This window comes from Nonomuraea sp. CA-141351 (assembly GCF_050944675.1).
Classification (GTDB): domain Bacteria; phylum Actinomycetota; class Actinomycetes; order Streptosporangiales; family Streptosporangiaceae; genus Nonomuraea.
The window spans coordinates 604,101-620,070 of record NZ_CP191982.1 but is presented as its reverse complement, the minus strand read 5'-3'; the positions used below and the strand labels follow the sequence as shown (position 1 = coordinate 620,070).

20 protein-coding genes are annotated in these 15,970 nt (G+C 69.2%); 4 read left to right on the top strand and 16 right to left on the bottom strand.

From position 1 onward, the window contains the following. Nucleotides 1-94: 94 nt before the first annotated feature. The 13 genes from ACQPWU_RS03145 to ACQPWU_RS03085 form a co-directional block, all read right to left on the bottom strand. On the bottom strand, nucleotides 95-1,210 hold the full coding sequence (locus tag ACQPWU_RS03145; protein WP_433436809.1) for a hypothetical protein: 1,116 nt from the start codon (nucleotides 1,208-1,210) through the stop codon (nucleotides 95-97). Further along, on the bottom strand, nucleotides 1,207-1,986 hold the full coding sequence (locus ACQPWU_RS03140) for a WecB/TagA/CpsF family glycosyltransferase (RefSeq protein WP_433436808.1): 780 nt from the start codon (nucleotides 1,984-1,986) through the stop codon (nucleotides 1,207-1,209). Before ACQPWU_RS03140 ends, ACQPWU_RS03145 begins: the two co-directional genes overlap by 4 nt. 52 nt (nucleotides 1,987-2,038) lie before the next feature. Then, nucleotides 2,039-2,974, bottom strand: coding sequence for an endonuclease/exonuclease/phosphatase family protein (locus ACQPWU_RS03135; RefSeq protein WP_433436807.1), 936 nt, complete (start codon nucleotides 2,972-2,974; stop codon nucleotides 2,039-2,041). 8 nt (nucleotides 2,975-2,982) lie between these two features. Continuing rightward, nucleotides 2,983-3,834, bottom strand: coding sequence for a dTDP-4-dehydrorhamnose reductase (gene rfbD / locus ACQPWU_RS03130; protein WP_433436806.1), 852 nt, complete (start codon nucleotides 3,832-3,834; stop codon nucleotides 2,983-2,985). A 13-nt stretch (nucleotides 3,835-3,847) separates the two neighbouring features. Continuing rightward, a complete protein-coding gene (gene rfbB, locus ACQPWU_RS03125; RefSeq protein WP_433436805.1) occupies nucleotides 3,848-4,774 on the bottom strand; it encodes a dTDP-glucose 4,6-dehydratase in 927 nt (308 codons plus the stop codon). Further along, entirely contained in the window at nucleotides 4,771-5,838 is a 1,068-nt protein-coding gene (locus tag ACQPWU_RS03120; protein WP_433436804.1) for a glucose-1-phosphate thymidylyltransferase, read from the bottom strand. The genes rfbB and ACQPWU_RS03120 overlap by 4 nt, the downstream gene beginning before the upstream one ends. 2 nt (nucleotides 5,839-5,840) lie before the next feature. Beyond that, complete coding sequence (locus ACQPWU_RS03115) at nucleotides 5,841-7,295, bottom strand: sugar transferase (protein ID WP_433436803.1); 1,455 nt, start codon at nucleotides 7,293-7,295, stop codon at nucleotides 5,841-5,843. A 268-nt stretch (nucleotides 7,296-7,563) separates the two neighbouring features. Then, entirely contained in the window at nucleotides 7,564-7,914 is a 351-nt protein-coding gene (locus ACQPWU_RS03110) for a hypothetical protein (protein WP_433436802.1), read from the bottom strand. Nucleotides 7,915-7,982: 68 nt separating this feature from the next. Then, nucleotides 7,983-8,606, bottom strand: a complete 624-nt coding sequence (locus tag ACQPWU_RS03105) for a GntR family transcriptional regulator (protein ID WP_433436801.1) — start codon at nucleotides 8,604-8,606, stop codon at nucleotides 7,983-7,985. Beyond that, nucleotides 8,603-9,490 (bottom strand): DMT family transporter, encoded by an 888-nt coding sequence (locus ACQPWU_RS03100; RefSeq protein WP_433436800.1) that lies wholly within the window; start codon nucleotides 9,488-9,490, stop codon nucleotides 8,603-8,605. Before ACQPWU_RS03100 ends, ACQPWU_RS03105 begins: the two co-directional genes overlap by 4 nt. 19 nt (nucleotides 9,491-9,509) lie before the next feature. Continuing rightward, nucleotides 9,510-9,887, bottom strand: a complete 378-nt coding sequence (locus ACQPWU_RS03095) for a hypothetical protein (RefSeq protein WP_433436799.1) — start codon at nucleotides 9,885-9,887, stop codon at nucleotides 9,510-9,512. A gap of 53 nt (nucleotides 9,888-9,940) precedes the next feature. Next, nucleotides 9,941-10,447: a GNAT family N-acetyltransferase gene (locus ACQPWU_RS03090; RefSeq protein WP_433436798.1), complete on the bottom strand. Its 507-nt coding sequence runs from the start codon at nucleotides 10,445-10,447 to the stop codon at nucleotides 9,941-9,943. 27 nt (nucleotides 10,448-10,474) lie between these two features. Further along, the gene (locus ACQPWU_RS03085) at nucleotides 10,475-10,840 is read right to left on the bottom strand and encodes an MmcQ/YjbR family DNA-binding protein (protein WP_433436797.1); all 366 of its coding nucleotides are present in this window, start codon (nucleotides 10,838-10,840) and stop codon (nucleotides 10,475-10,477) included. A 103-nt stretch (nucleotides 10,841-10,943) separates the two neighbouring features. On the opposite strand from ACQPWU_RS03085, the gene ACQPWU_RS03080 reads away from it, so the two are divergent. The 3 genes from ACQPWU_RS03080 to ACQPWU_RS03070 are packed head-to-tail and all read left to right on the top strand — an operon-like array spanning nucleotide 10,944 to nucleotide 12,878. Continuing rightward, nucleotides 10,944-11,675 (top strand): SRPBCC family protein, encoded by a 732-nt coding sequence (locus ACQPWU_RS03080; protein WP_433436796.1) that lies wholly within the window; start codon nucleotides 10,944-10,946, stop codon nucleotides 11,673-11,675. After that, on the top strand, nucleotides 11,570-12,238 hold the full coding sequence (locus tag ACQPWU_RS03075) for a DUF4166 domain-containing protein (protein WP_433436795.1): 669 nt from the start codon (nucleotides 11,570-11,572) through the stop codon (nucleotides 12,236-12,238). Before ACQPWU_RS03080 ends, ACQPWU_RS03075 begins: the two co-directional genes overlap by 106 nt. Before the next feature lie 16 nt (nucleotides 12,239-12,254). After that, nucleotides 12,255-12,878: a TetR/AcrR family transcriptional regulator gene (locus ACQPWU_RS03070; RefSeq protein WP_433436794.1), complete on the top strand. Its 624-nt coding sequence runs from the start codon at nucleotides 12,255-12,257 to the stop codon at nucleotides 12,876-12,878. On the opposite strand, the gene ACQPWU_RS03065 is transcribed toward ACQPWU_RS03070, so the two are convergent. Continuing rightward, nucleotides 12,869-13,288 carry a VOC family protein gene (locus ACQPWU_RS03065; protein ID WP_360698743.1) on the bottom strand — a complete coding sequence of 140 codons (420 nt, stop codon included), beginning with the start codon at nucleotides 13,286-13,288 and terminating at the stop codon, nucleotides 12,869-12,871. The two genes, ACQPWU_RS03070 and ACQPWU_RS03065, sit on opposite strands and share 10 nt — an antisense overlap. A gap of 306 nt (nucleotides 13,289-13,594) precedes the next feature. Between ACQPWU_RS03065 and ACQPWU_RS03060 the strand changes: the two genes are divergently transcribed. Further along, a complete protein-coding gene (locus ACQPWU_RS03060; RefSeq protein ID WP_433436793.1) occupies nucleotides 13,595-13,738 on the top strand; it encodes a hypothetical protein in 144 nt (47 codons plus the stop codon). 85 nt (nucleotides 13,739-13,823) lie between these two features. Here ACQPWU_RS03060 and ACQPWU_RS03055 read toward each other — a convergent pair whose 3' ends face one another. After that, nucleotides 13,824-14,735 carry an RNA polymerase sigma-70 factor gene (locus ACQPWU_RS03055; RefSeq protein ID WP_433436792.1) on the bottom strand — a complete coding sequence of 304 codons (912 nt, stop codon included), beginning with the start codon at nucleotides 14,733-14,735 and terminating at the stop codon, nucleotides 13,824-13,826. A 5-nt stretch (nucleotides 14,736-14,740) separates the two neighbouring features. Further along, the gene (locus tag ACQPWU_RS03050) at nucleotides 14,741-15,922 is read right to left on the bottom strand and encodes an NAD(P)/FAD-dependent oxidoreductase (RefSeq protein WP_433436791.1); all 1,182 of its coding nucleotides are present in this window, start codon (nucleotides 15,920-15,922) and stop codon (nucleotides 14,741-14,743) included. Nucleotides 15,923-15,970: the final 48 nt, after the last annotated feature.

Genomic DNA, 15,970 nt, shown 5'->3' with positions numbered 1-15,970 from the left:
AGCGCATGGCGAAGCCGCCTCAACACGAGAACCCCCTTGAGCCGAAACTCCCCCGAGCCCTGAACTCGATCTATCGCACTGATTCAGGCGGAAGTCACGAGGCCTGTCCACATGTGGCCAGCCAGGCGTAGAGCAACCACCCCAGCTCGTACGGCCGGCACTCCCGGTCAACGGCAACCGGCGGATAGACCCGGTCCAGCAGGCCGAGGCGGATTCCCCGATGCACTCCCGTCGCCGCCGCCCGCAGGCCGCGCACCAGTTTGCGCGGATCCGCCCTGGCCTCCTTACGCCACGTCAGGGCGAGCTCGTCGAGCACGAAGGCGGGCCGCTCGATCATCCAGTCGAGTCCCTTGGAGATCTCCGCCACGTAGGCGGTGCCCCCAGCGTCGGCCAGATCGAGCAATGCCATCGGCCCCATCGACAGCTGATGAACGCTGTAGACCGGATACCCCTCGACCACCGACCCGGTGCGGGCGTCGTAGTGCCACCACCACTCCCCCTGCGGCCCCTGGGCCTGGCAGATGCCCAGCGCCACCTGCTCGGCCGCGCGCAACGCCTCGGCGTCCCCGGCGGCGGCGTGCAGCCTGGCCAGCGCCTGCAGCGGGTAGACCTGATCGGCGAAGCAGCCCACGTGGGCACGATAGCGGGGGACCAGCGGCCCCTTCCCGAGCGCGTGCGGGTAGAGCCGGTTGCCCGCCAGCCCGCCGAGCAGCCGCTCACGGGCGCGCTCGACCCGGCCGTCGGTCACACCGGCCGCGACCAGAGCGGCCAGCACCCACGCCGCTTCCACGGTGTAGATCTGGGCACCCGCGTCCAGCTCCGCGAGACGGCTCAGCGCCAGATCGAGATCGGCGTGCCCGGCCTCCGCAGCGGCCCAGCAGGTCAGCGCGGCATCGCCAGGCCCCGTCACCTCCGGCAGCCGTTTCACCAGGTTGCCCACCAGGTCGAGGAGGGTGTCACCGGCCAGTGCCGCCCGCTGCCGCTCCTCCTCCAGGTGCGCCACGCCGAGCGCGACGATCGCCGAGTAACGGATGCTGCGCCCTTCAGGCACCGCCGTCCACGTCCCGTCGGCGTCCTGGCGGCCGCGGCGGGTGAACACGAACTCGCCGTCGGCGTATCCCGGCGGCAGCCCGCGCACCGCCAGGTCCACCATGCCCGTCACGAAGTCCTGATGTCCGGAGCTCAGCAGAGCGATCCGGTGATCCGTCACGTCGTCTCCTCGATCCTGCGTCTGACACCGGCCCACTCCCGGACGACCAGGAGCAGGAATCTGCCGTTGGTCCGCACGTAGCGCGGTCCGAGCCGCAGCGGCTCCTGCAGCATGCGGTAGAGCCATTCCAGGCCCAGGCGCTGCCAGCCCAGAGGCGCCCTGCGGGTGCGCCCGGCGAGCACGTCGAACGAGCCGCCCACGCCGTGGATGATCCGCGCCTGGGTGCTCTCGCCCCACTCGCGGATGAAGATCTCCTTCTTCGGCGAAGTGATGCCCAGGAACAGCAGGTCGGCCTGGGACTCGGCGATCTCGGCGGCGACCTCGGCCGAGTCCTCTGCCCGGAAATAGCCGTCACGCGAGCCGGCGATGCTCAGTCCGGGATAGCGCAGCCGTACCTCTGCCAGGACTCCGGCCAGCACCTCATCGGTCGCACCAAGGAAATAGGCGCGGTAGCCGCGCCGGCCTCCCTCGGCCATCAGCTCGGTGAACAGGTCGATGCCCGCCACCCGCTCGGGAAGCCGGTGACCGAGCATCCGCGCGGCCCAGACCACCGCCTGCCCGTCGGCCAGCACGAGATCGCTGTCGAGAACGGACTGCCGCAACGCGGCGTCCGTACGCATGTTGACCACCTTGGCGGCGTTCACCACGCCGATGGTGAGCCGCCTCTTCTCCGAGACCGCCGCCACGCACTGCGCGATCACCTGGCTCATGGTGAGGGCGTCCAGTGCGGTGCCGAACAACGTTTTCCTGGAAGCCTGCTCCGGCAACCTCGTCATCCATCCCCCTGGGTGTCCATGACATATCGGTCCCAGCTCCGGAAACGTGACATCACGGGAGAACCAGCTCGGTGAGCGTCGCGCGATGGTCCGTCCGGGGCATCCGCAGGGTCTGGAAGCTCCGGATCGCGATCCGGCGATCGGCCAGCACATGGTCGATGGCCACCTTCGGGAACAACCGCGGTTGCTCGTAGTAGGGCCAGGTCATGGACAGCCCCTTTCCGGTGACGTCGGCGGCGTCCCGGTAGCCGGTGGCGATCAGGTCACGGAGCACCGCGTGGTCCAGGGTGGAGTTGAAATCTCCGGCCAGCACCCGCAGCCGCCCGCCGGCGGGTGGCAGTGCCCGGATGCTCGACGCCCAGCACGCCGTACGCCAGCCCTCGGAGGGCGCGCACGCGTGGACCGCGACGAGGTCCACCTCCCGCCCGCCCGGCAGGGTGACAACGGCGGGCAGGTGGCGCGGACTCCCTTGGAAGGCGGGGGCCGCGATCGGCGCGTCCGCCGGCCGCAGCGGGTAGCGCGAGTAGATCGCCGCCCCCTCGGAGTCCGTCCCCGGCAGGACGATCTTGTACGGCAGCAGCCTCCCCAGCCCGAGCTCCTCCACCCGTTCCCTCATCAGGTCGGTGAACTCCAGCAGGTTCAGCACGTCCGGCCGATCGCGCTCGACCGCGTCGACCAGGACGGGCGGCAGCACGGAGGAGTGCAGCAGATTGACGGCCATCACCCGCAGCACCGGACCTGCGGCGGGCGGGTTGCGCGCCGGCACCGCGCGTGGCAGGACGGCCACCGCGAAGGCGCCGGTCACCATGAGGGCGGCCACCAGCAGCGTCCCGGCGCGCTGGAAGGCCGCGAAACCCAACGGCACCAGCGAGAGGGCAGCCGCGTAGGGAGTGAACGACACCAGCTGGGACCAGAAGAACTTCGGCTCCCATCCGCACAGGCGCAGGCTCGCCCACCCGGCGAGCGCGGCCACCATGAGCCACAGCACCGAGTCTCCTAGACGACGCTGCACTGGCGCCCACGCATCAGCACCGGCCAGGCCGCGTGCAGCGCCTGGCGCCAGTGCCGGATCGGCTCCCCCCGGGTGTGCGCGAGCACGCTGTTGGCCGGGCGCTTGGCCGGGAGAGGGTAGGCGGTACTGGGGATGGGGCGCACGCGCTCCGGGTCTGCGCCGAGCAGCTTGAAGATCTCCTTGGCGAACCCGCACCAGGTGGTCTCGCCCGCGCTGGTGCCGTGGTAAACGCCCGGGGAAAGATCAGACTGCGCCAACCGGACGAGGTAGTCCGCCAGGTCGGCCGTCCAGGTCGGTTGCCCGCGCTGGTCGTCCACCACGTCGACCGTGGGCCGCTCCCGCGCCAATCGGATCATGGTCTGCGCGAAGTTCCCGCCCTCGGCCCCGTACAACCAGGCGCTGCGCACCACATAGTGCCCGAGCTCCAGCGCGGCGCGCTCCCCCGCCAGCTTGGTCCGCCCGTACGCGTTGACCGGGCCCGTCAGGGCGTCCTCGCGGTATGGCTTCTTGGCGGTCCCGTCGAAGACGTAGTCGGTGGAGACGTGCACCAGCCGCGCCCCGGCCAGATGGCAGGCCTCGGCCAGCCAGCGCACCGCGTGCCCGTTGACCGCCAGCGCCTCGGCCTCGTGCGTCTCGGCGTCGTCCACGGCGGTCCAGGCGGCACAGTTGATCACGGCCCTGGGCCGGTAGGCGGACACGAAGTCGCGTACCGCGCGCCTGTCGCGCAGGTCCAGCTCGGCCCGCCCGAGCGCGAGCACCGGCTCGCCGGTCAGCGCCGCCCTGTCGAGGACGTCGGCGGCGAGCATGCCGCCCGCCCCCGTGATGAGCCATCTCACGCCGCCTCCCCAATCACGCGGTCCACCAGTCCTCGTGCTCGGCGTACCAGCGGACCGTGTCCTTCAGCCCCTGCTCGAACGAGATCTCGGGGCGGTAGCCGAGCCCTCGCAGCTTGGCGTCGTCCATCGAGTACCTCCGGTCGTGACCCTTGCGGTCCTCGACGTACTCGACCGCGTCCCAGTCCCTGCCGCAGGCTTGGAGCAGGCGGCCGGTCAGCTCCTTGTTGGTCAGCTCGGCCGTGCCCGCGATGTTGTAGACCTCGCCTGGCTCGCCCTTCTCGGCGACCAGCCGGATGCCGGCGCAGTGGTCCTCGACGTGGATCCAGTCGCGGATGTTGCCACCGTCGCCGTACAGGGGGACCTTCCGGCCGCGCAGCAGGTTCGTGACGAACAGCGGGATGAGCTTCTCCGGGTACTGTCTCGGACCGTAGTTGTTGCCGCACCTGGTGATCGAGACGTCCAGGCCATAGGTGATCGCGTAGGCGCGGGCGATCAGGTCGCCACCGGCCTTCGAGGCCGCGTACGGCGAGCGCGGCCGCAGCGGCGCGTCCTCGTCCCACGAGCCGATGTCGATGGAGCCGTACACCTCGTCGGTGGACACCTGGACCACCTTCGGGACCTCGGCCTCCAGGCACGCCTGGAGCAGGGTCTGGGTGCCCAGCGCGTTGGTGCGCATGAACTCGGCGGCGCCCTCGATCGACCGGTCGACGTGTGACTCGGCCGCGAAGTTCACCACCAGGTCGTGGCCGGGCACGACCTGGCTGAGCAACTCGGCGTCGCAGATGTCCCCGTGCACGAACTCGTGCCGCACCCCTTCGAGGTTGGCCCGGTTGCCGGCATAAGTGAGCTTGTCCAGCACCGTGACGTAGACATCGTGCAGATTGCGGACGAAGTGAGAGCCGATGAAGCCCGCACCGCCTGTCACCAGAATCCGTGTCATGAACTGATCTGTACCTTGCTGTGATCGCCCAGCACGAGACGGTGGGCTTTGGGGGTATTGGGCGCGGGAGTGACCTCGACGTCGTGGCCGATCAGCGACGACTCGATGCGGCCGACCCCGGCGATGGAAGCCCTGGGTAACACGATCGAATACTCGATCTCGCTGCCGGTGACGGCGCAGTCGGCGCCGATGGAGGTGAAGGGGCCGACGTAGCTGTCCCGGATCCGCGCGGCCTGGCCGATGATCACCGGGCCGACGATCCTGGACCGCTCGACCACGGCCCCCTTCTCGATGACCACCCGGCCCACCAGCTCGCTGACCTCGTCCACGTGTCCGCGTACCCTGGGCTCGACCGACTCCAGTACCAGCCGGTTGACCTCCAGCATGTCGGTGACGTTGCCGGTGTCCTTCCAGTAGCCGGAGATCACCGAGGACTCGACGCGCAGGCCGGCCTCGATCAGCCACTGGATGGCGTCGGTGATCTCCAGCTCGCCCCGCCAGGACGGCTTGAGCTCCGCCACCGCCGCGTGGATGTCCGGGCTGAACAGGTAGACGCCGACCAGCGCCAGGTCGCTCTTCGGCCGCGCGGGCTTCTCCTCCAGTCCGACCACGCGGCCCTTGGTGTCGAGCTCGGCCACCCCGAACTGGCGCGGGTCGCCGACCCTGGTGAGCATGATCTGGGCGGCGGGCCGCTCGCGGGCGAACCTGTCGACCAGGCCGTTGATGCCGCCCACGATGAAGTTGTCGCCCAGGTACATGACGAAGTCCTCGTCGCCGAGGAACTCTCGGGCGATCAGCACCCCGTGCGCCAGCCCGAGGGGTGCCTCCTGCCGCAGGTAGGTCACCTGCAGGCCGAACGCCGAGCCGTCACCCACGGCCGACTCGATCTCGGCCTGCGTGTCCCCGACCACCAGGCCGAGCTCCCTGATCCCCGCCGCGGCGATCGCCTCCAGCCCGTAGAACAGGACCGGCTTGTTCGCGACAGGGACCAGTTGCTTGGCCGACGTGTGGGTGATGGGTCGGAGCCGTGTGCCCGATCCCCCGGCGAGCACGAGTGCTTTCACCGCTAGTAAGCCCCTTCTCCACGGGTGACGACGGACCAGGTCTTCCAGAGGATCTGCAGGTCGAGGATGAGCGACCAGTTCTCCACATACCGCAGGTCGAGGCGTACGGACTCCTCCCACGTCAGGTTGGAGCGGCCGCTGACCTGCCAGAGCCCGGTCATGCCCGGCTTGACCACCAGGCGGCGGCGGACGTCGATGCCGTACTTGTCCACCTCTTCCGGCAGCGGTGGGCGCGGGCCGACGAGAGACATCTCGCCGCGTAGAACATTGAGCAGCTGGGGCAGCTCATCGAGCGAGTATTTCCGCAGGAAAGCGCCTACCCGAGTGATTCTTGGATCGTTCCTAATCTTGAAGAGCACCCCGTCGAACTCGTTCGCGTCGAGGAGTGCGTCCTTGAGCTGCTCGGCATCCGCCACCATCGTACGAAATTTCACGACCCGGAACTCTTTGCCGCCTTTTCCGACGCGAGTCTGGTGGAACAGCGCGGGCCCCCTGCTGGTGAGGCGGATCACCAGCGCGATGGCCAGCAGCGGCAGCGCCAGGAGCAACAGCGCCACCGTCGCGACCAGGCGGTCGAACACGGTCTTCACGACCTGCTTGGTGCCGTCGAACTCGGGATGCTCAAGGTGCAGGAGCGGCATCCCCGCGACCGGCCTGATGCTGATGCGCGGCCCGGCCACGTCCATGAGCGCGGGAGCCACGAAGAGATCGGTACGCGCGGTCTCCAGGCTCCAGGCCAGGCGCCGCAGCGTGGCCCCGTCCAGCTCCGGGCAGGCCAGCACGGCCACGGCGTCGGCCCGTTCGCGCTCGACCACCGCCGCCACGTCGCCGAAGGAGCCGAGCACGGGGATGCCGTCCAGATCGACGTCCATCGCGTGCTCAGGAAGGCAGGCTCCCACCACCTGCATTCCGTGATACGGCTGACGCCTGAACTGCATCACCAGGTCGAGAATCGACTCCCGATGCCCTACCGCGATCACCTGACGCATGTAGTCGCCCACCGCTCTCTTCCGGTGGAGACGTTTACGCATCCGGTAGCGGTAATAGAGCGTGGAAAGCAGCGCCAGCGGCAGCATCGCCATCACGAAACTACGCGCGATGACGGTCTGCGTGGCGTAGGCCATGATGGCGACCGTGGCCATCAGGCCGACGCCGCCGTTGAAGACGGCCTTGAACTCCTCCGTTCCCTCGCCGTGCGCGCGCTGGCGGTACGCCCCGCCCATCATGAGCGCGACGGGCCAGGCGACGATCAGGCCGAATCCGAGCATGAACTCGACCACCGGAATGAACACGCCGGCCATCAGCCGGATGCCGAGCACGCATACGCATGCCAGCAGAGCGCACATCGTGTCCCCACATAACAGGAGCCGTAGGTACGCGCGCGTCCAGATGCTCGACGCGTGACGCGGCACGGCCCCGAGGAGCACGACAGCGGACTCCCCAGTCCCCACCCTCATAGCACCACCCTGACAACTCTGTGCACCGCGATAACTGGACGTTCCTTGAACCACATGGGTTGACAGGTCCCACGCACAATCAAGGGCGGCGGCCCCCAATAAAGAGTAAAGATCCATTCCGACATGGGGAATAACGTCAAATGTCCACAACTGGACGAATGTCGGGTGGTCTTGGGGCTTGACGGAACGGTCCATAAGTGCAGCGGACCCGCTGAGAAAATGTGCGGTTTACGGCAACATTTCGCCAGGTTGTCGCGTTACGAGCCCGCTAGTCGTACTCCAGGTCCGGCAATGCGGTCGGCGGGTCCGGACTGCGCCAGACGACCACAACCCCGTCATGCGCGGAGTCGGCGGCCAGGGTCAGCCGTTCGAGGTCGAAATCCGGCAGATAGCGCAGGCGCGCCAGGAACGTGGCGTCCGTGGCCGAGCGCGGGACGACGCAGCCTTCGCCGTCGCGGTCGAGCAGAATGTAGAGGACGTCTTCTCCGGATTCGGTGACGACACGGACCTCGACCACGTCCTCCCATGCGAGAGCCTCGACGCTACCGTCCGCGTAGTGACGAGTGACGCCCTCTTCCGTGACATACACGTAGGAGTCCGGCATCGGATTGCCGTGCATGGCCGCGATTCTTGCGAGTTCCGGGGCTGTCCCGCAAGGGTTCGCGCGCAATGGTGCGCCTCGGCCCCTCAGGCGCCGCCCCATGAGTGGCTGAGGTGCGCCGCGACCGCCGCCCTGGCGGCGTCCTCCGGCCCGCCGGCGATCGCGTCGAGCAGCTCGCGGTGCTCGCGCACCAGCACGTCCCTGTCGGTGTAGACCTCGCGCAACCGCACCAGCCCGAGCCGCGTCTCGGCCGCCAGGACGCCGTAGAGGCGCTCCAGCCGCGGACTCCCCACGGCCTCGATCAGTGCCTGGTGCAGCGCCATGTGCTCGGCCACGCTCTCCGACCAGGGCGCGTCGGCAGGCAGCGCGGCCATGCGGTGCAGGGCGGACTCGGCCTCCGGCACCCGCCGCCCGGCCATGGCCCGCGCCATCAGGTCTTCGAGCGGGCGGCGTACGTACATGAGATCGTCGAGGTCCGAAAGCGTCACCTCTGGGACATAGGCGCTGCGGTTGCGCTCGCGCCTCAGCAGTCCTTCGTGGACGAGGCTCGCCAGCGCCTCCCGCACGGTCGGCCTGGCGACGCCGTACGACGCGGCGATCTCCTGCTCGGGCAGCGGGGTGCCGGGCGCGATCTCGCCGGAGAGCACCCTGCTGCGCAGGGCGTCGGCGAGCGCGCCGACGGTGGAGACGGGTCTGAGCGGCAACGTCACGGCTGCGACTCTAGCTCCCTTTCCGGTACGGCTTCCTCTCCCGCCTTCTCGGGTACGGCGACCGCCACGAGGCTGAGTGCCAGCATCACCAGCCCCGCGATCGAGACCGGGGTCAGCCGCTCGCCGAGCACCACCAGGCCCAGCAGCGCCGCGACGGCCGGCTCGGCGAGCGCCAGCGTGGCTGCCGTGGCCACCGGAGTGGCCCGCAGGCCCCGGCCGTACAGGAAGTAGGACAGGGCGGTGGTGCCGAGACCCAGATAGAGCACGGCGAGCAGCCCGCGCGGCTCCCCCATCCATCCGATCCCGCTCACCAGCAGCACCGGCAGCATGATCACGGCTGCCCCGCCGAACAGCACCCCCATCACCGCGTCGGACCGGGCCCCCTGGCCGATCGCCTGCGCCGCCATCACCGCGTAGAAGGCGTAGAGCACGCCGCCGAGCAGCGCGAACAGCACCCCGGACACCACCTGCCCACCCGCCTCGGCGCCGCCTCCGACGATCAGCGCCGCGCATCCGCAGATGGCCGCCGCTGTCGCCGCGGTCCAGCGCCCGCTCGGGCGGCGCCCGTGGAGGACCCAGGAGAGCAGTCCCGTGAAGACGGGACCGCTCCCGATCGCCACCACGGTCCCGATGGCGACTCCTGTGCGGCTGACGGCCGCGAAGAAGCAGAGCTGGTAGGCGGCCACCGCGACGGCGGCCAGCAGCAGACTCGGCCTGATCGCCTTCCTGACGCTCGCACCGGCCAGAAGAGCGAGCGCCGCACCCCCGATGACCAGCCGCGCGGCGGCCAGTGCGACGGAGTCGGCGGAGACGAGCAGTCCTGCCGTCCCGGCCGTGCCCCAGAGTACGGAGGCAGCGACAACCGCGAGGGGTCCATTTCTCATGGGCCTCATTGTCTGACAATTAGACAATCTCGTCCAGTAGCCGGTCGATCAGCCGTCCGGCCGGGGCGATCACCTCCCCCGCATAGTCGTCGAGCACGGCCAGGCCGTCATGGATGCTGGGAACGCTCTTGCGCGGCAGCTCGAGCAGCGTCTCGTCCTCCGCGGTGATCGATCCCTCGACGTGGAAGGCGCCGTTGGAGGCGCTGATGGCGACCTCGAATCGGACCACGCGGCCGTCGGGCAGCGTGAGGTCGGCGCCGATGCGGGCTCCCGCGGGCGGGAGGAAATAGGAGAAGGGCTCGCTTCTGACGAAGGGGTGGTGTAATTCGGCGAGCATCCCTGACGCCCGGCTCAGGGTCTCGAGGAGGCCGGCCGCGGCCAGACTCTCGCTGTCCACCAAGAAAGGGTAGATCACCGAATGGTCAGGAGGCCACCTACCGCTCATCGTGGTCAGCTGTGCGTGACGGTGGCAGGGGGATCGGTGGCCAGGCGGGCGTGCCGTTCGACGTCGTACCGGACGCCCTCGTAAGAGAGCTTGCCGCGCTCGATGCCCTCTGGCCGGAACCCCGCCTTCGTGGCGACCCTGCACGATGCCGGATTGTTCGTACGGTGCCCAAGCTCCAGCCGGTAAAGCCCCCGCTCGCCGAACGCCCACCGCGCCAGCTCCTCGGTGGCCGCCACGGCGATGCCCCGCCCCCTGGCCTCGGGCACGACCCAGTAGGACACCCACCCAGTGTCATGATCATCGATCCGGGAAACCGCGGCATTCCCGACAACTCGCCCGTCCACTGTCACGGCGAACGCGTGGCCGACGCCGGTCCACCCGGCGATCCATCCCATGGCGTCCTTGAGCGTGACAACGGGGAGGGGCGCCTGCGTACGGAGATCCGCGGACTGAAAGGCCCGCAGCACGACCGGGGCATCGTCCTCACGCCACTCCCGCAACCGAACGTCCACATTGTCGGAGATTACCCTTTGATGAGGCTATGAGGCCTGCTGCCCTATTTGATGAGCCGCCTCGAACTCGGCGACCATCCCCTTGGGCGCGGTCAGGCACCACGCCTCGGCCACCAGCTCGAACAACTCGTCAGAGTCGATCTTGTCGAGGTGCACCACCACCCAGCCGAACCGCCCGGCCGTGAACTGCACCTCGAACACCTCAGGCCGCTCGGCCACCAGCGCGATCTGCTCTTCGATCGTGGCCTTGAGCCCGACCGTCTCGGTGGCCTCCCACAGGTAGCCGAAGCCCTTGTCGCGCACCTTGAGGCCGATCCACTCGCCGCCATGGCCCATCCGGACCTCTGGCAGCTTCTCCAACATCTCGAGGAACTCATCGACGCTCACACCCATGCCGCCTGTGTACCAGACCCGGCCGACACTTCCCAGTGAGGGTTGAGCAGTCGCTCAAATCATGCCTATATTTGAGCAGTCGCTTAAAGGGGACGTGACGCACATGCGGCTCTACATCGAGACCCGGATCAAGGCGGACCTGGAAGACGTATGGCAGGCCACCCAGGACCCGTCCCGGCACCAGCGCTGGGACCTGCGGTTCGGCCGCATCGAATACCTCGCCCCAGGCAGCGGCGGACAGGCGTTCCGCTACTCCACGCTGGGCGTCAGCGGCGTGGGGGTCAGCACGGGCAACCGGCACGGGCCGGACGGAGGCCGGACGTCGGCGCTGCGATTCGGCTCGAGCCACCCGCTCTCGCCCATCCGCGCGGGTTCCGGCTACTGGCGCTACGTCCCGGTGGCGGACGGCGTGAGGTTCCTCACCTCGTACGACTACCGCCCGCGCGTGCTGCCCGGCCGGCTGATGTGGTGGGCCACCGCATGGTCGTTCGACCGGTTGCGCCTGTGGCTGGAGACCGGCAGGACACCGGAGCGTTCGCTGCGCCGGGCCCTGGCCGAGGCCGGGGCGAGAGCGGTCTCGGTGCTGCTCGCGGCCGCGGTCCTGCCGCCCCTGCTCGCGCTCGCCGTACTCGGGGCCGCCCTGGCCCTGCCTCCATTGCCGGGCACCCCAGCGGCCCGCCGCTGCCTGCGCCGGCCACCCGAACAAGACAGACGACGGATTGGAGCACCATGCCCTCGATCTTCCAGCGCGCGCTCGGCGGCGCGTTCGACCGCCTCCACCCCCAGCTCCAGCGCCGGTTCGGCGTCGGGCTCGACAGCGGCGAAGCGTGCATAGGCAGGGGTGTCATGAGCCGCATATGGAACGCCGGCCCCCACATCCGCCCGTTCCTGGCGCTCGGCAGCCGCAGAAACGTCCTCGTCCCGGATGTCGGAGCGGACATCCCCTTCCGGATCGAGAACTACCCCTACCTCGATTCGTACGGCCGTGAGACCGTCACGTTCGTCCGCACGTTCCCCCGCGGCCGGTTCGACGCCACCATGGTCTACGACGACGCCCGCGCCCGGGTCGTCGACTATTTAGGCACCCACCAGCACCTGGCCACCCCGCTCGACCTCTCCGTCGACGATCTGGGCGGGCTGGTCATCCGCTCGGGCCGCCAGCGTTTCCTCGAAGGCCCGCTCGCCGTCACCATCCCGCCGGCCGCCACGGGCACGGCGGTGGTCAGCGAGCACTTCGACGACCAGGCGGGGCGGTTCAGGATCGCGGTGACGGTGTCCAACCCGTGGCTGGGCCGGATCTTCGGCTACTGGGGCAGCTTCACGGCCGAGTACGTGGACGTCGCGGAGCACGGCGTTCCCGCTACGGTGAGGCCCAGGCGAGAGGACGCCCGCTGCTGACGCGTAAGGAACCCCGGTGGCCGACACACGTACCAAGCTGCTCGAAGCCGCGCTCGTGACGTTGAGGAAGCACGGCATGGCGGGCGTCTCCGCCCGTACGATCGCGGCCGAGGCGGGGGTGAACCAGGCCCTGGTCTTCTACCACTTCGGCAGCGTCGACCAGCTCCTCGCCGCCGCCTGCGAACACGGCGCGCAGCAGCGCATAGCCCTCTACCGCGCCCGCTTCGCCGCCGTTACCACCCTGCGCGAGCTCCTCGACCTCGGCCGCTCGCTGCACGCCGAGGAACGGGCGGAAGGGAGCGTGGCGGCGCTGGCCCAGCTCCTCGCAGGCAGCCAGACCGAGCCGAAACTCGTCCCGGCGACCGCCACCGGCCTCAACCTGTGGATCGAGGAGGTGGAACGGGCGCTGGGCAGGGTGCTGGCGACGTCGCCGCTGGCCGAGTTCGTGGACGTGCCGGGGCTGGCCAAGGCCACGGCGGCCGCGTTCGTGGGCCTGGAGCTCTACGAGGGCGTGGACCCGGAAGGCGCGAAGCACGCGTTCGACGCCCTGGAGGGGCTGGCCACGCTGGCGACGGCCCTGGACGACATGGGCCCCCTGGTACGCCGCGCCGCCCGGGCCCGCCTTCGCCGTCACTCGTAATAGCGGACTTCCAGGACGTTGCCGTCGGGATCGGGGAAGAAAATCGTCTCCGGCGCGATGCCCTGCGCGCCGAACGAGTTGGTCCCGGTGCCGCTGATCTCGACTCCGTGCTGCTTCAGCCTGACCTGGAGCGCGTCGAAGTCCTCCTTGCCGACGGCCAGGCAGAAATGGTTGATCGGATGCCCGGCGCTCCCCTTGATGCCGGTGCCCTCTTCCACGCCCCTGGAGGCGTCGTACGCCATCAGGTCGAGGATGGTCTCGGAGGAGACCCGCACGCTCGGAAAGGCCGCCTCTCCCTCACGAAACTCCTCAGCCCGCACCCCGGGCAGGCCGATCACCTGCTCGTAGAAGCGCAAGGAGCTGAGCTGGTCGGCGACCCAGCAGACGAGATGGTCCAGGCGTACGTCCATGCATACCTCCGCTCGCTCTGCCCCGAATCTCGCTGTCCACCTGCCGGTGCAAGCTGGTTGGACGCCGATTCGGCGGCTGACACCCGCCCCCCGCCGTAACTCGTACTTCAAATAATGAAAGAGCCGGATGACGGTGAAGTAAACACGACAGGTCGAGCGGAGCCGGATATCGATTGCGTGCACGCCTATTCGCCGTAGGCGGGTTGTCCGGCGGGAGCCAGAGAAATAGGTAGGGGTACTCATTCGCGCCGCCACGATCTGGACGACTATGAGGACTTCGAGGCAGCCGGAAGCGAGGACGGCGGGATGGCGAAGCAGAGGGTCGGTGAGATCCGCATCAGCAAGCGGGTCGTGAAGATCGGGCACGAGGTCTACCCGCTGGCGAACATCTCCCGAGCGCAGACCCTGCGGCTGGTCCCAGCCGGCAAGCAGGCGACGCGCACGCCCTGAGATCTTCCCGCCTCTCGCTCCCCGTCGAGGCACTCCGGCAAACGGTGCCTGATGACCAGGCGCCGGCCGTGCACCCGCGCAGGTCTCAGGGCGTGCCGACGTCGCGGGTGGTCCCGCCGGCAATGGCCCGGAGTTTGTCCGGGTTGGCAACGTTGTGGATGGTGGTGATGCGGCCGTCAGCGTCGAAATCGAAAGTGACAGTGGCGATCACGCGCCCCAGGCCGCTGAACACCATGCCTGGACCGCCGTTGATCTCGACCAGTTCGGCGTTCATGTCGGCAGGCTCGACGCCCTGGTAGGTGACCTTGCCGATGCCGGCGAACCAGGAGGCCACCGTTTGTGCGCCCACGACCGGACGCAGTGCCTGGCGGACCTTGCCCCCGCCGTCGGTCCACAGTGTGACGTCCGGGGACAGCAGTTCCATGAGGGTGTTGATGTCACCCCCGGTCGCGGCGGCGAGGAACCGCTCGGTGACGTCGCGCTGCCGCGACCGGTCCGCGGTGAAGCGCGGCCGCCGGGCCTGCACGTGCTCGCGAGCGCGGTGCGCGGCCTGGCGCACCGCGGCCTCGGAACGCTCCACCGCCTCCGCGATCTCGGCATGGCTGAAGTCGAAGACCTCCTTCAGCACGAACACCGCACGCTCAAGCGGGCTCAGGGTTTCCAGCACCACCAGCATCGCCGTCGATACCGACTCGGCGTTCGTGATGTCGTCGGCGGTGTCACCGCTGGTGAGGATGGGCTCCGGAAGCCACGGCCCCACATAGGTCTCGCGCTGGTGCTGAGTGGAGCGCAGCCGTTGCAGCGCCAGATTCGACACGATCCGCGCCAAATAGGCCTTGGGATCGGCCACCTGCGAACGCTCGTCGGCCGACCACCTGATCCAGGCGTCCTGGACCGCGTCCTCGGCGTCGGCAGCGGTGCCGAGGATGCGGTAGGCCACCGAGAACAGCAGGTTGCGATGCTGGTTGAACACCTGCTGGTCGTGGTCGGGGGACACGTGGGTCACCGCACACCCCGGATACGGGTGAAGCGGCCGCCGTGGGGCCAGAACGCGCCCGAGGCAGGCACCTTCTTCATGCGGCCATAGGTCGGCCAGGGCGAAGCAGTCACCGTCTCCTTATACCGTGCCGCCATGCGGCCGGTCAGATACACCCGTCGGGGGCTGTCGTCGGGGTGGGTGAACTGAACGACCGCATCGTGCCGTCCCAGGCTCACCGGCGTGTGGTAGTAGCCGAAGCGGAACGGCTTGGGCTGCTTGCCGTCCAGCGCGCGGACGATCGACACCGCGGCATGCACACCGGTCGGCATGCCGCCCTGGCAGGTGCCGTGCATGACGCCGTAGCCCTGGCGGATCGCGGCGGCGTCGCCCACGGCGTACACATCCGGGTGCGACACCGACCGCAGCGCGGCGTCGGTGACGACGCGGCCACGCTCGTCAACGGTCAGACCGGCGGCGGCCGCCAGCGGCGACACCCGCGTACCGCTCGTCCACAGGACGGCATCGGCGGCGATGCTCTCCCCGCCCGCCAGCTCGACCGAGTCGGGCAGCACCTTCACCACTTCGATCCCGGTCCGCACCCGGACACCCAGGCGCGCGAGCGCGGCCTGCAGGTACGCCTTCGGCTTGGGGCTCATGGCCGCGCCGGGCTCCTGCCGGCCCAGCAGCACGACGTTCAGTTCCGGGTGCCGTTCGGCGATCTCCGCGGCCGACTCGATGCCGGTCAACCCGCTGCCGCAGACCACGACCGTGCCGCTGTCGAGCCGAGCCAGCCGGTCGGCCAGCAACTCGGCGTCCTGGACACTGTTGAGGGTGTACGCGTGGTGCTCCACGCCCGGGACCGCCGCCGTGTCCGCCATGCTGCCCAGCCCGTAGACCAGCGTGTCGTAGTGCAGCACCCGGTTGTCGTCGATCCGTACGATCTTCGCGGTCGCGTCCACCGCCGTCACCCAGCCGCGTACGAACCCCGCACCCGTGCCCTCCAGCAACTCCGGAATGTTCATCTCGCCGACCTGCTGCCCGGTCGCCGACATGTGCAGCCGCAACCGCTCGGTGAACCGCTCCTGCGGGTTCACCAGGGTCACCTGCACGTCCTCGCGTCCCTTGGTCCGAGCTGCGAGCTGGATCGCCGCCGCGAGGCCCGCGTACCCCGCCCCCAGAATCAGAACGTGGTGTGTGGTCATCATTGTGCCTTTCTCCTCATGCGGACGACCACGTGATGCAAGCTGACCTCC